Source organism: Streptococcus sp. FSL R7-0212, assembly GCF_038007985.1.
Classification (GTDB): Bacteria; Bacillota; Bacilli; order Lactobacillales; family Streptococcaceae; genus Streptococcus; species Streptococcus parauberis.
This window is the reverse complement of the sequence record NZ_JBBOYF010000001.1, coordinates 1,176,788-1,190,766: the sequence shown is the minus strand read 5'-3', so window position 1 is coordinate 1,190,766 and position 13,979 is coordinate 1,176,788. Positions and strand designations below refer to the sequence as shown.

General features: G+C 37.8%; 13 protein-coding genes. 12 read left to right on the top strand and 1 reads right to left on the bottom strand.

The features are described from left to right. Positions 1 to 5: 5 nt before the first annotated feature. The 10 genes from pyrF (at position 6) to MKY69_RS06065 (ending at position 8,388) form a co-directional block, all read left to right on the top strand. Positions 6 to 698, top strand: coding sequence for an orotidine-5'-phosphate decarboxylase (gene pyrF, locus MKY69_RS06110; protein WP_003102931.1), 693 nt, complete (start codon positions 6 to 8; stop codon positions 696 to 698). A gap of 39 nt (positions 699 to 737) precedes the next feature. After that, the gene (gene pyrE / locus MKY69_RS06105; protein ID WP_340791161.1) at positions 738 to 1,367 is read left to right on the top strand and encodes an orotate phosphoribosyltransferase; all 630 of its coding nucleotides are present in this window, start codon (positions 738 to 740) and stop codon (positions 1,365 to 1,367) included. 85 nt (positions 1,368 to 1,452) lie between these two features. Continuing rightward, positions 1,453 to 2,211: a GNAT family N-acetyltransferase gene (locus MKY69_RS06100; RefSeq protein WP_003105616.1), complete on the top strand. Its 759-nt coding sequence runs from the start codon at positions 1,453 to 1,455 to the stop codon at positions 2,209 to 2,211. 78 nt (positions 2,212 to 2,289) lie between these two features. Then, entirely contained in the window at positions 2,290 to 2,673 is a 384-nt protein-coding gene (locus MKY69_RS06095) for a DUF1398 family protein (protein WP_340791160.1), read from the top strand. 36 nt (positions 2,674 to 2,709) lie between these two features. After that, the gene (locus tag MKY69_RS06090) at positions 2,710 to 3,210 is read left to right on the top strand and encodes a YbhB/YbcL family Raf kinase inhibitor-like protein (protein ID WP_003103412.1); all 501 of its coding nucleotides are present in this window, start codon (positions 2,710 to 2,712) and stop codon (positions 3,208 to 3,210) included. Positions 3,211 to 3,213: 3 nt separating this feature from the next. After that, on the top strand, positions 3,214 to 4,662 hold the full coding sequence (locus MKY69_RS06085; protein WP_100084008.1) for an amidase: 1,449 nt from the start codon (positions 3,214 to 3,216) through the stop codon (positions 4,660 to 4,662). Between the two features lie 136 nt (positions 4,663 to 4,798). Next, positions 4,799 to 5,665 carry a transporter substrate-binding domain-containing protein gene (locus MKY69_RS06080; protein ID WP_340791159.1) on the top strand — a complete coding sequence of 289 codons (867 nt, stop codon included), beginning with the start codon at positions 4,799 to 4,801 and terminating at the stop codon, positions 5,663 to 5,665. Positions 5,666 to 5,687: 22 nt separating this feature from the next. Next, entirely contained in the window at positions 5,688 to 6,335 is a 648-nt protein-coding gene (locus tag MKY69_RS06075; RefSeq protein WP_003104874.1) for an amino acid ABC transporter permease, read from the top strand. Positions 6,336 to 6,434: 99 nt separating this feature from the next. Beyond that, positions 6,435 to 7,094 (top strand): uracil-DNA glycosylase, encoded by a 660-nt coding sequence (locus MKY69_RS06070; RefSeq protein WP_340791158.1) that lies wholly within the window; start codon positions 6,435 to 6,437, stop codon positions 7,092 to 7,094. Positions 7,095 to 7,113: 19 nt separating this feature from the next. Continuing rightward, positions 7,114 to 8,388, top strand: a complete 1,275-nt coding sequence (locus MKY69_RS06065; RefSeq protein ID WP_340791157.1) for a dihydroorotase — start codon at positions 7,114 to 7,116, stop codon at positions 8,386 to 8,388. 26 nt (positions 8,389 to 8,414) lie between these two features. On the opposite strand, the gene plsY is transcribed toward MKY69_RS06065, so the two are convergent. Further along, a complete protein-coding gene (gene plsY / locus MKY69_RS06060) occupies positions 8,415 to 9,053 on the bottom strand; it encodes a glycerol-3-phosphate 1-O-acyltransferase PlsY (protein WP_340791156.1) in 639 nt (212 codons plus the stop codon). Positions 9,054 to 9,183: 130 nt separating this feature from the next. On the opposite strand from plsY, the gene parE reads away from it, so the two are divergent. Both parE and parC read left to right on the top strand, forming a co-directional pair. After that, positions 9,184 to 11,139: a DNA topoisomerase IV subunit B gene (gene parE / locus MKY69_RS06055; RefSeq protein WP_340791154.1), complete on the top strand. Its 1,956-nt coding sequence runs from the start codon at positions 9,184 to 9,186 to the stop codon at positions 11,137 to 11,139. Positions 11,140 to 11,459: 320 nt separating this feature from the next. Next, positions 11,460 to 13,919, top strand: coding sequence for a DNA topoisomerase IV subunit A (parC, locus tag MKY69_RS06050; protein WP_340791153.1), 2,460 nt, complete (start codon positions 11,460 to 11,462; stop codon positions 13,917 to 13,919). The last annotated feature ends 60 nt before the right edge of the window (positions 13,920 to 13,979 follow it).

Below are 13,979 nucleotides of genomic sequence, written 5' to 3'. Positions count from 1 at the left end.
ACTCCATGCACGAAGAACGTCCGATTATTGCTCTTGATTTCCCGTCATTTGAAGAAATGAAATCTTTTTTAGGTTTATTTCCCAAAGAAGAAAAGCTTTATGTCAAAATAGGGATGGAACTCTACTACGCCGTAGGTCCTGAAATTGTTCGCTATGTGAAGGCGCTTGGTCACAGCGTCTTTCTTGATTTGAAATTGCACGATATTCCTAACACCGTTATGTCGACAATGGAAGTTCTGTCAAAAATGGGGATTGATATGACAACCGTCCAAGCTGCTGGTGGTGTTGAAATGCTCCAAGCTGCGCGTAAGGGCTTAGGTCAAGGTCCAATCTTGATTGCAGTGACACAATTAACGTCAACCAGTGAAGAAATGATGCGTGAAGATCAGAACATTCAATCGACACTTCTAGAATCTGTTTTACATTATGCTAAACGGACTGTAATTGCCGGATTAGACGGTGTCGTTTGTTCAGCACATGAAGTTGAAGCAATTAAAGAAGTAACGCCAGATAACTTTGTTTGTTTAACCCCTGGCATTCGTCCAACTGGTTCTGATATTGGTGACCAGAAGCGTATTATGACACCTAGTCAAGCTAAAACAATTGGTAGTGACTATATTGTTGTTGGTCGTCCAATCACGCTTGCAGACGATCCTGTGGCCTCATACCATGCCATTAAAGCTGAATGGAATGCTTAAGAAATTTATTTACTCTATATAACACCAAAGGAGCCTATTATGCCATTATCATCTCAAATTGCTGCTGAATTACTTGATATTAAAGCTGTTTATTTAAAACCTGAAGATCCATTTACTTGGGCTTCTGGTATCAAATCCCCCATATACACAGACAATAGAATTACCTTATCATACCCTGAAACACGTACCATCATTGAAAATGGCTTTGTTGAAACAATTAAAGCGCATTATCCAGAGGTTGAAGTGATTGCTGGTACAGCAACAGCTGGTATTCCTCATGGTGCTATTATTGCTGATAAAATGAACTTACCTTTTGCTTACATTCGTAGTAAGCCAAAAGATCACGGAGCTGGTAATCAAATTGAAGGACGTGTCTTGCCTGGTCAAAAAATGGTTATCATTGAAGATTTAATTTCAACTGGCGGATCGGTATTAGATGCGGCTGCGGCAGCTATTCGGGAAGGAGCAGAAGTCCTAGGAGTTGTTGCTATCTTCACTTATCAACTTCCAAAAGCAACAGCTAGTTTCAGAGAGGCTGGGATCGAGTTAATTACTTTGTCTAATTACTCAGAGTTAATTAGAGTGGCTAAAGTTAAAGGCTACATTGATGCTGACGGTTTACAGCTCTTAAAGAAATTTAAAGAGGACCAAGAAAATTGGCATAAATAAGTAAAAGGGCAGGTGCTTCCTGCTTTTTTTGTTGGAGAGTGTTATAATTAGATGTGACAATGTAAATTGAAGGAGATTCTGATCAATGGGATATAAAGAACTTTTAAATACAAATAAGATGCCATATCTAGATACTGACCGTTTTACTCACATGAAGGATGATATTCTTTCTGAACGTTATTATTCCAACTATATAGATTATAAGCTTGTCCCAAATATTGAGGAGTTGGCTAAAGATATTGACTATATAAAAGAGGAGCAAATTAATTACCCGCACAAATATATTATGTTTAATTTTCCAGAGAATTATTACCCTGATTTAGAGATTAAAGAGTACTTGGAGAAAGAGGGCTTTAAGTTTTCGCGACATATTATATTTACAAATCAGTTTAGTAATTTAAAACTTAGTCAAAAAGATATTGGATCAATTACCATTGAGGAATTACATGCTTCAGATTTTTCTGACTATCTTGATTTGAAATACCAACAAAGTTTGGTTTATGGTGAAGATTTTGCTAAGCAGATGCTAGTATACAATCGCATGCATTTGCCTGAAAAAGGGTCTCGAATCTATGTTGCTAAAGATGGTGAAAAATTAGTTGGAGATGTGACTGCTTGGGAATATGGAGAATATATAGAGATCGATGATTTTTCTTTGATTGAAGACTACCGTGGTAAAGGAATTGGTTCTGCTTTACAGAGAACTGCTGCCCAATATTTCAAAAAATTAATCCTTGTTTCCGAAGAAGAAAATCGGGATATGTATGAACATCAAGGCTATCAGGAAGCAGCTTATTACTGGAACGCTTTAAAATCTGATAACCCATCTTTTTCTGAAAACTGATGCTAGTTTTCGACCGTGTTAAGTAATGGTGATTTATCTTCTTTTATGGTATAACTGACGTAATAAAGGAGAGAGAAAATGATAACTAAAGATGCTATAACAAAGGCTCAAGAGGAATTTGGCGGCCGTAATTTTCCAATGTTGGTACAAGCTTTTCTAGATCTAGGAATGGTTAGCAATACTGTTAACATTAAAGATGGGAAAGCTATTTATAATGATAAAGATGGTAATCAAGTGGCAATGGCAGCCTTTCAAGTTGAAGCGGTTGCTGAAAATTTAGATAAAGATTATTTTATGCAACAGTTAAAATTGCACCAATCTGGTCAAACTGATTTTTCAACCTTTTGTAAGGATACTACTGATGCAGGTATCTATAAGTGGGATGTTGACTTGTTAGTAAAAACCTGTACTTATTTTGATTTAGATGACCAAATGGTCTATAGTGAACCAATTCCAGTATAATGACTAGATTTTCTTTAAAGGATTGAGGACTTAAGAATGAAAGTAAATTTTCCATTTAATAATTTAATTATCCCAGATGACTATGCTAAAAATGCCCAAGTAACAGAATTTGGAATGGCTGTTACATCCTTTCCTTTCTCTATAGAGGAGCTACCAAATGGAACAAAATCACTGGCCTGGACTTTAATTGATTATGATGCCGTTCCTGTTTGTGGTTTTCCTTACATCCATTGGTTAGTTGCCAATGTTAAAACCGACCAGTGCACTATTGCTAGAAATTTTTCTCTTGAGAATAAGGAGCATTTGGAAGGAAAAAATTCATTAGTTAGCAATTTTTTCTCTGCTGAAGTGAAGACAATCGACCAACAGTATATTGGCCCCAAACCACCTGATAAGGATCATGACTATCATTTGGTGGTCTATGCCTTGGATTCAGTTTTAGAGTTAGAAAATGGCTTTTATTTAAATCACCTCATGAATGCTATTGAGGGTCATATTCTAGATAGTCAGAAAGTTAAATTAGTAGGAGAATACTAAAACATGGAATTTAAAGATGCAACTGCTATGGCTGAGGCCGTACGAGCTGGACAAGTTAGTCCTAAAGAATTAGTAATGGACACTATTAGAAAAGCAAATGCATTGAATCCAGACATTAATGCCATCATTTCGACTAGGTATGAAAAGGCTTTGAAAGAGGCTGATAAACGTGACTTTACAGATAAACCCTTTGCTGGTGTCCCAATTTACTTAAAAGACTTGGGGATGGATATGAAAGATGAATTATCTGGTTCAGGTTCAATTTTGTTTAAAGACACTATTGCAAGTAAGACAGACTATTATGTTCAGGCTTTAGAAGATTTAGGCTTTATTATATTAGGTAAAACCAATACACCAGAATATGGCTTTAAAAATATCTCTGATAGTCGGACTTTTGGCATTGTTAATTTACCTTTCGATAAAAGCCGTAATGCAGGTGGTTCATCAGGAGCTGCGGCAGCTTTAATTTCGGCCGGCATAACAGTTATCTCACCAGCAAGTGACGGTGGTGGCTCAATTCGGATTCCAGCTTCATTTAATGGTTTGATTGGCTTGAAAACATCACGTGGACGAATTCCATCCGGTCCCAATCCTTACCGTAGATGGCAGGGGGCAGCGGTCCAGTTTGCCATTACTAAATCTGTTCGCGATACGAGAAATTTATTGTACTACTTGCAAGATTGTCAGTTGGAGAGTCCATTTCCCTTGCCAATTCTGACAAAGGAAGAGCTGTTTGATAGTCAATTACCACATATGAAGGTGGCCTATTTGACTAAGAATCCTGATGGTACTGATCTTGGTTCTGAGGCGAAGCAAGCTGTGCTTAATGCTGTGCAATTTCTTAAAGACAAAGGATATGAGGCTGTGGAACTAGAGTCTGCGCCAATTGATATGAAAGAATTGATTTCTCATTATTATGTGATGAATTCAGTTGAGACGGCGAGTATGTTTGCAGGAATTGAGAAATTTTTGGGTCGTCCAGTTATTAAGGCTGATATGGAGCCGATGACTTGGGCTATCTATCAAAGTGGACAAATGATTTTGGCTAAAGATTACACAGCCATGATGCATGTTTGGGATAACTACAGTGCTATTATGGACGTTTTTCATAAGACTTATGATCTCTTGCTCACGCCGACAACTCATGACGTTGCGCCCAAACATGGTCAAATTAATCCTAGTCCTCAATTGTTGGAAAAATTGGCCAATGCTGAAAAGTTTATGCCTGCTGAGCAGATGCAATTGGTGACAGAGATGTTTAGACCAGGCCTTGCTTTGAATCCTTATACCCCCCTAGCGAATCTGACTGGGCAACCAGCAATTAATTTACCAACGCACCAAACCAAGTCAGGATTACCACTGGGTATACAATTCATGGCTGCTAAAGGAAGAGAAGATCTTCTTTTGCAAGTAGCACAACTCTTCGAAGATAATGGAAAATTAATGTTATAATCTTATTTTTATATAATACATGTTTAAAAAGGGAAGTCTATTATAGGATAGCTTCTCTTTTTTTGTAAGCATTATCATTTTATATTTAAACTGACAGTGCTATACTAATTTTATTAAAGAAAAGGAGTCTCTTTTAATGAAAAGACACTATGCATTAGTTGGACTAGGACTTGCTGCTTTGACTTTGTCAGCTTGTTCTTCAAATACATCTTCTCAAACAAGTTCTTGGGATAAGATTGAGAAAAAAGGCGTTATTACCGTTGGTACCCCTAAAACTTACCAACCAACTTCATATATGAATGATAAAAATGAACTAGTTGGTTATGAAGTTGACATGATGAAAGAAGTTGCTAAACGTCTTCATGTTAAGGTTAAATTTGTTGAAACTGGTTTTGATCAAGCGTTTACATCTCTAGACAGTGGTCGTGTTGATTTATCAATCAATAACTTTGATATCACAAAAAAACGTACTACTAAATACAATATGTCTGAACCTTATAAATATGGGGTTGGTGGATTAATTGTTCGTGCAGATGGTACTTCAGGTATTTCCAAGAAAGACTTGAGTGACTGGAAAGGCAAAAAAGCTGCTGGTGTTGAAGGAACAGAATCAATGAAAATTGCTAAGAAACTTGGTGCAAAACTAGTTTCCTATGACAATGTTTCCAATGATGTTTACTTAAATGATGTGGCTAATGGACGTACAGACTTTATTCCAAATGATTACCCTGCTCAAAAATTGTTTGTTGATTTTATGAAGTCACAAAATCCAAAAATGAATATAAAAATGGCTGATGTTCAATATAATCCAACTGAACAAGGGATTGTTATGAGTAAAAATGATGATAGTCTATTAAAAGAAATCAACAAGACTATTAAAGCCATGAAAAAAGATGGTAGCTTGAAAAAGATATCTGAAACTTACTATGGTGGTCAAGACTTAACAGTACCATTTGGTAGAGATAAAAAGATTCCTGTAATTGACACTAAAGATGTTGAGTAATAGGTAAAGAGAGGTAGCATGATTGATCAATTTAGAATTAATTTGGAAAAGCTTAGGTTATGTCTTAGGTGGCCTTCCTTATACTTTAGGAATCTCTCTATTAAGTTTTACCTCAGGATTATTTTTAGGGTTGATATTAGCTCTCCTAGGCAGATCTAAACAAACTTGGCTAAGGCAGCTGATTAAATTTTACGTTTCCTTTATGCGGGGAGTACCAATGATTGTGGTTCTCTTTGTCCTCTATTTTGGGCTACCTTATTACGGTTTTCAATTGCCAGCACTCTTATGCGCTTTGATTGGCTTTACCATGGTCAGCGCTGCTTATATGGCCGAGGTGTTCCGAGGCTCAATTGAAGCGGTCGATTTTGGTCAATGGGAGGCTGCGCGTGCTTTAGGCTTACCTTATGCTAGTATCGTCAAACAAGTTATTTTGCCACAAGCTTTTCGGATTGCTGTGCCATCACTTGGTAATGTCATCATTGATATGGTCAAGAGCTCTTCATTGACAGCGATGATTACGGTACCGGACATTTTTCAGAATGCTAAAATCATTGGTAGTCGTGAATGGGACTACATGTCTATGTATATTCTAGTTGCTTTGATCTATTGGGGAATTACAATCGTTTTGGAAAAATCACAGGCTGTGATTGAAGAAAAACTAGCATATTAAGAAAAACCGATTATTCCTCTTGAATTTTTGAATTCAAGGGATTTTCTATCAGATTTGTGGTAAAATGTGACTAATAGAAAGTTTGAAAGGTCGGTGTTTATGAAAGATTCAGGATGGCAAGAGCCAATTAAAGCCCATTTACCAGCGCACTATTTTTCAGAGATTAATCATTTTCTGGATAAGGTTTATAGTCAAGGAGTTATCTATCCACCCCGTGAAAAAGTTTTTAATGCACTGAGAGCAACACCATATGACCAAACCAAGGTATTAATTCTTGGTCAAGATCCCTATCATGGACCCAATCAAGCTCAAGGCCTTTCTTTTTCTGTTCCGGAGGAAATCGCTGCGCCACCATCTTTGCAAAATATTTTAAAAGAATTGACGACCGACATTGGGCATCGTGACCATCATGACTTAACTCCTTGGGCAAAAGAAGGTGTTCTGCTTCTGAATGCATGCCTAACTGTTCCTGAACACCAAGCTAACGCTCATGCAGGACAAATTTGGGAACCCTTTACAGATGCCGTTATTAAAGTTTTAAATGAAAAAGAAAGCCCTGTTGTTTTTATCCTCTGGGGTGGCTATGCTCGCAAGAAGAAAAAATTAATTGCCAATCCAATACATTTAGTTATTGAAAGTGCACACCCAAGTCCATTATCATCATATAGGGGATTTTTTGGTAGTAAACCATTCTCACAGACCAATACTTTTTTGGAAGATCATGGCATTAAGCCTATTGATTGGTTAGCTAAGTTGTAAGTTTTTTAGAGGAGTAGAGATGTTATTAATAAAAAATGGTAGATTAGTTGACCCTAAATCGGATTTTGATGGGCCAGTTGATATCTTAATTGAAGACGATAAAATTGTTGAGATTGCTGAATCAATTGAAAAAGCTGGTGCTGAAGTCATAGATGCTTCAGGTTATATTGTTGCACCTGGTTTGGTTGACATTCACGTTCATTTTCGACAACCTGGTCAAACCCACAAGGAAGATATTCATACTGGTGCCCTTGCTGCGGCAGCTGGAGGAGTGACATCAGTAGTAATGATGGCTAATACTAATCCGGCCATTTCAACTGTTGAGGTCTTGGAAGAAGTGCTAGCTAGTGCTGCCAAAGAAAAGATTAACATCTATACAAATGCTTCCGTAACGACCAATTTTGATGGCGAAAACTTGACTGATTTTAAAGGCTTACTGGCTTCTGGTGCAGTCTCTTTTTCAGATGATGGCATCCCTTTAGAAAGTTCAAAAGTTTTAAAAGAAGCTTTTGACTTAGCCCGTGAAAATAATACCTTCATTGCTCTGCATGAAGAAGATCCTGCTTTGAATGGCGTTCTTGGGTTTAACGAAAATATAGCTCAACAACACTATCATTTTTGTGGTGCCACTGGGGTTGCAGAGTACAGTATGATTGCGAGAGATGTGATGATTGCTTACGACAGTAAAGCCCACGTTCATATCCAACATCTGTCAAAAGCCGAATCAGTCAAAGTAGTTGAATTTGCGCAAGCCATTGGCGCCAATGTGACGGCTGAAGTGGCGCCTCAGCACTTCTCAAAAACGGAAGAGCTATTGCTGACTGCAGGGGCTAATGCTAAGATGAATCCGCCATTGCGTCTTGAGAGTGACCGTCAAGCAGTAATTGAAGGGCTTAAGTCGGGTGTGATTTCTGTTATTGCCACAGACCACGCGCCTCATCACCGAGATGAGAAGGCTGTCGACAAAATATGGGAAGCACCTTCAGGAATGACTGGCCTCGAAACATCCCTTTCATTAGGGTTAACCCACTTGGTTGAAACCGCCCATTTGTCATTAATGGATTTCTTAGCTAAAATGACCATTAATCCAGCATCACTTTATTCTTTTGAAGCTGGTTATGTGGCGGAGAATGGCCCTGCAGACTTGGTTATTTTCGCTGATAAGGAAAAACGACGAATCACTGAAAACTTTGCTTCAAAAGCCAGTAACTCACCATTTGTCGGTGAAGAACTAGTCGGTAAAGTTAAATACACAATCTGTAAAGGACAAGTGGTCTATCAAGAAGCTGAATAAGAAAAAGCAGAGCTAATTGCTCTGCTTTAATCTTGTTTTTGTTTGCTGAGGTTGAGCCCCCATGGGACTAAATTCTCTTCTTTTTGCCGAATCCGTTGGATGTTGTCTTTATGACGGTAGATAATAATTGCTGCTAGTAAGCAGACAATGACAACTAAAAAGGTATTGTAGCTTGGTAATAGAAAATGCATAGCTGGAAAAGTTAAGACACTAATCACAGCAATAATAGCTACAGAAATACTTGATAGTGAAATCATGCTAAAGAGGTAGAGGATAATCACAAATGCAAGGACTAAGAAGATAAAGTAAAGTGGTGCATAGCCAAGTAAAACGCCTGCGCTTGTTGCAACAGCCTTACCACCTTTAAATTTTGCAAAGACTGGAAAAGTATGGCCAAGGACCGCAAAGAAGCCGATGACAAGTGGTGAGATTGCTGTATATCCAATTAAGACAGGTAATAAAGTTGCGAGAGTTCCTTTAAGCACATCAACTGCTAGAGTCGCAAGACCAGCCTTAACTCCTAAAATTCGAAAAGTATTGGTTGTGCCGGTATTTCCTGAACCATTTTCACGTAAATTGATACCAAAGAAACGTTGGCCAATCCATAAACCAGTAGGGATTGATCCCAAGAAATAGGCAATAATAATTAATAATAGTAAAGTCATAGCCATATTATACCATAAAGGATAATTGTGCGACTATTTTAGGAAATTTTTTAGGAAAGAAAAAAATAACTTTGCAAAATCTTAAAAAAACTTGTAAGATAAGAAAGATGAAAAAATCTGGAGGTCAGAATTGGCTAAAAAAGAAATAACTATAAATAATTATAATGATGATGCCATTCAAGTCTTAGAAGGCTTGGATGCTGTAAGAAAACGTCCAGGGATGTACATCGGTTCAACTGATGGTACTGGGCTTCATCATTTAATATGGGAGATTGTCGACAATGCTGTCGATGAAGCTCTCTCGGGATTTGGTAATGCTATTAAAGTTACCATTAACAAAGACGGCTCTGTTAGTGTTGAAGATAGTGGACGTGGTATGCCAACTGGTAAACATGCCATGGGGATTCCAACTGTCCAAGTTATCTTTACTGTCTTGCATGCGGGTGGTAAATTTGGACAAGGTGGCTACAAAACTTCAGGCGGACTACATGGTGTAGGTTCTTCTGTAGTAAATGCTTTGTCAGCTTGGTTACAAGTTGATATCACTCGAGATGGCGTAGTTTATCGACAACGATTTGAAAATGGTGGGAAACCAGTTTCTACCCTTAAAAAAATTGGGACTGCTCCAAAATCAAAAACTGGTACAACAGTTACTTTTATGCCTGATGAAACCATCTTTTCGTCCATCGACTTTAAGTTTAATACGATTGCTGAACGTCTAAAAGAGTCAGCTTTCCTTCTTAAAGATGTGAAAATGACGCTGACAGACTTGCGGGGTGATGAACCAGTTGTTGAAGAATTCCATTATGAAAATGGTGTGCAGGACTTTGTTGAGTATTTGAATGAAGATAAAGAAACCTTAACACCGGTTATCTATATTGAAGGGCAAGATCAAGAGTTTCAAGTTCAAGTTGCTCTTCAGTACAACGATGGGTTCTCTGATAATATCTTATCTTTTGTCAATAACGTTCGTACAAAAGATGGTGGTAGCCATGAAACTGGTTTGAAAGCAGCCATTACTAAAGTAATGAATGATTATGCCAGAAAGACTAATTTACTCAAAGAAAAAGATAAAAACTTGGAAGGCTCAGATTACCGCGAAGGACTATCTGCCGTTCTTTCAATTCTTGTTCCAGAGCAGCACTTGCAATTTGAGGGACAAACCAAAGATAAACTTGGCTCGCCATTGGCTAGGCCTGTAGTTGATGGGATTGTATCAGACAAGTTAACTTACTTCCTGTTGGAAAATGGTGAACTGGCTTCCAATCTTATCCGCAAAGCGATTAAAGCAAGAGATGCTCGTGAAGCTGCCCGTAAAGCGCGTGATGAATCACGAAACGGCAAGAAGAACAAGAAGGACAAGGGGCTTTTATCTGGTAAGTTAACGCCTGCCCAATCTAAGAATCCAAAGAAAAACGAATTGTATTTGGTCGAAGGGGATTCTGCCGGAGGTTCAGCTAAACAAGGTCGTGATCGTAAGTTCCAAGCTATCTTGCCGCTCCGTGGTAAAGTCTTAAATACAGAAAAAGCGAAAATGGCTGATATTCTCAAGAATGAAGAAATCAATACCATGATTCATACTATTGGAGCTGGAGTTGGTGCTGATTTTTCTATTGAGGATATTAACTATGACAAAGTCATCATCATGACCGATGCCGATACCGATGGTGCCCATATTCAGACCCTCCTATTAACTTTCTTTTATCGTTACATGCGTCCGCTTGTTGAAGAAGGCCACGTCTATATTGCCTTACCACCATTCTATAAAATGTCTAAGGGCAAAGGAAAATCAGAGAAGATTGCCTATGCTTGGACCGATGGCGAATTAGATGATCTTCGTAAAGAATTTGGCAAAGGAGCCATGCTTCAACGATACAAAGGACTTGGTGAAATGAATGCCGATCAACTTTGGGAAACAACTATGGATCCTGAAACAAGAACTTTGATTCGTGTCACAATCGATGATCTAGCGCATGCAGAGCGCAGAGTATCCGTCCTCATGGGGGATAAAGCAGCACCACGCCGCCAATGGATTGAAGACAATGTTAAATTTACTTTGGAAGAGAATTCAGTTTTGGATGTTTAATAGCATGAATTATCTCAAATTCAGATAGAAATAAAAATGCTCTTTTCACCACAAATGAAATTGAATCCACCCTTTGGTGAGATCAGATTCTAATTAATAACCATTCAACCTCTTTTCAAATTTACAGAAAGGAATTGAACAAAGGCTAAACCCTCTGCTCAGTATAATCCTTTCAAAATACAATACTCTTTTCAAAACAAAAGAAAGGAATTGAACCCGCCCTAGTTGCTGTGTAAAAAAGATAAATCTCCTAGCTCATCAGGATGAACTGGCAATTTCCTATTTTTACTTGGCAACTGACGGGCTTGGTATCTTAATTTATGTCAAACGTACAAAACATGTCCTTAGAGGACATTATGGGAGAACGCTTTGGGCGTTATTCCAAATATATTATTCAGGAGAGGGCTCTTCCTGATATTCGGGATGGCTTGAAACCTGTTCAACGTCGTATCCTTTATTCAATGAACAAGGACGGCAATACCTTTGAGAAAGGTTACCGTAAATCAGCAAAATCTGTCGGAAATATCATGGGTAACTTTCACCCCCATGGTGACAGTTCTATTTATGATGCCATGGTTCGGATGTCTCAAGACTGGAAGAATCGAGAAACCCTTGTTGAAATGCATGGTAACAATGGTTCCATGGATGGTGATCCACCTGCCGCAATGCGTTATACAGAGGCTCGCCTATCCGAAATCTCTGGCTATCTCTTACAAGATATTGAGAAAAAAACAGTTCCTTTTGCTTGGAACTTTGATGACACCGAAAAAGAACCAACTGTTTTACCAGCCGCTTTCCCTAACCTTTTGGTCAATGGTGCAACTGGTATCTCAGCGGGGTATGCAACGGATATTCCACCACATAACTTAGCTGAAGTCATAGACGCTGTCGTTTACATGATTGACCATCCTAAAGCATCACTCGACAAGCTGATGGAATTTTTACCTGGTCCTGATTTTCCTACTGGAGGAATCATTCAAGGTGCAGAGGAAATTAAAAAAGCCTATGAAACTGGTAAAGGACGTGTTATTGTCCGCTCGAAAACAGAATTTGAAACACTTAAAGGTGGTAAACAACAGATTGTTGTGACAGAAATCCCTTATGAAATTAATAAATCTGTTTTAGTTAAGAAAATTGATGATGTCCGTGTCAACAATAAAGTTCCAGGTATTGTTGAAGTTCGTGATGAGTCAGACCGTACTGGATTACGGATTGCTATTGAATTGAAAAAAGATGCGGATGCTCAAAACGTCTTAAATTATCTTTTGAAATATACTGACTTGCAAGTCAACTATAACTTCAATATGGTGGCAATTGACAACTACACACCAAGACAAGTTGGTCTGATTAAAATTCTGTCATCTTACATTGCCCACCGTAAGAATATTATTGTCAAACGTTCACAGTTTGATAAAGAAAAGGCTGAAAAAAGGTTACACATTGTTGAAGGTTTGATACGTGTCCTTTCAATCTTGGATGAAGTGATTGCCCTTATCAGAGCATCTGATAATAAGAGTGATGCAAAAGAAAACTTAAAATTGTCTTATGATTTTTCTGAAGAACAAGCAGAAGCAATTGTGACCCTACAACTTTATCGTTTAACAAACACAGATATCGTTACCTTGCAAAATGAGGAAAAAGAATTACGTGATTTGATTACAATGTTGGCAGCAATCATTGGTAATGAAGCAACTATGTTTAATGTGATGAAACGTGAACTTCGTGAAGTTAAGAAAAAATTTGCTAATGCGCGTCGCTCAGAATTACAAGTTGAAGCAGAGACAATTGAAATTAACACAGCTAGTCTCATTGTTGAGGAAGAAACCTTTGTAAGTGTAACCCGTAGTGGTTATCTTAAACGGACCAGTCCAAGATCATTTAATGCTTCAAGTATTGATGAAATTGGAAAACGTGATGATGATCAATTGGTATTTGTTGAAGCTGCTAAGACAACTCAGCATCTACTCATTTTCACAAATCTTGGAAATGTGATCTACCGTCCAATCCATGAATTAACTGATATCCGTTGGAAGGACACTGGTGAACACTTATCACAAACTATTACCAATTACGGAACCGATGAAGAAGTCCTACATGTTGAAATTGTTGATCAATTTACAAAAGGAACTTATTATTCAGTCACCCAATTAGGACAAATCAAACGTTTTGAACGAAAAGATTTAGCACCATGGCGAACACACCGTTCAAAATCAACTAAATATGCTAAAATCAAAAATGATCAAGATCGCATAATAAGCATTTCACCAATTTTCTTTGAAGATATCACTTTGGTTTCCCATAACGGCTATGCTTTGCGATTTTCAAGCCAAGAGGTTCCCGTGCAAGGCTTAAAATCAGCTGGCGTCAAAGCAATGAACTTAAAAAATGATGACTACATAGCATCTGCTTTCATTGTTCAGTCTGATAGTTTCTTTGTTTTAACCCAACGAGGAAGTTTAAAACGTGTTGCAATTACTGATATTCCGCAAACCAGTCGTGCCAATCGGGGCTTACTCGTATTAAGAGAATTAAAGAGTAAACCACACTGTGTCTTCTTAGCTGATAGCGTAAAAGGAAGTCTTAAATCTAGTAAGATAGATTTATTTACAAGTCCAGAAGAAGAAACAGAAGCAGCGTCTGTCTTAGAGGTTACTTCAAAAACAGGTCAAGTTTATGAAGTTCAGTTAAATAATCTAAATCTATCTGACCGAACAAGTAATGGTTCCTTCATTTCCGATGCAATTTCTGACCAAGAGGTCTTCTCAGCAAGACTAAAATAAAAAGAGGCAACTCTTTTTATTGTATATGATAAATTCAGAAAATAAAAAATGTTTGAATAA

Coding starts and splice junctions, on each gene's coding strand:
- MKY69_RS06080 (WP_340791159.1), top strand. CDS start 4,799: ATGAAAAGACACTATGCATTAGTTGGACTAGGACTTGCTGCTTTGACT.
- pyrF (WP_003102931.1), top strand. CDS start 6: ATGCACGAAGAACGTCCGATTATTGCTCTTGATTTCCCGTCATTTGAA.
- parC (WP_340791153.1), top strand. CDS start 11,460: ATGTCAAACGTACAAAACATGTCCTTAGAGGACATTATGGGAGAACGC.
- MKY69_RS06100 (WP_003105616.1), top strand. CDS start 1,453: ATGGGATATAAAGAACTTTTAAATACAAATAAGATGCCATATCTAGAT.
- MKY69_RS06065 (WP_340791157.1), top strand. CDS start 7,114: ATGTTATTAATAAAAAATGGTAGATTAGTTGACCCTAAATCGGATTTT.
- MKY69_RS06070 (WP_340791158.1), top strand. CDS start 6,435: ATGAAAGATTCAGGATGGCAAGAGCCAATTAAAGCCCATTTACCAGCG.
- MKY69_RS06095 (WP_340791160.1), top strand. CDS start 2,290: ATGATAACTAAAGATGCTATAACAAAGGCTCAAGAGGAATTTGGCGGC.
- MKY69_RS06090 (WP_003103412.1), top strand. CDS start 2,710: ATGAAAGTAAATTTTCCATTTAATAATTTAATTATCCCAGATGACTAT.
- plsY (WP_340791156.1), bottom strand. CDS start 9,053: ATGACTTTACTATTATTAATTATTATTGCCTATTTCTTGGGATCAATC.
- pyrE (WP_340791161.1), top strand. CDS start 738: ATGCCATTATCATCTCAAATTGCTGCTGAATTACTTGATATTAAAGCT.
- MKY69_RS06085 (WP_100084008.1), top strand. CDS start 3,214: ATGGAATTTAAAGATGCAACTGCTATGGCTGAGGCCGTACGAGCTGGA.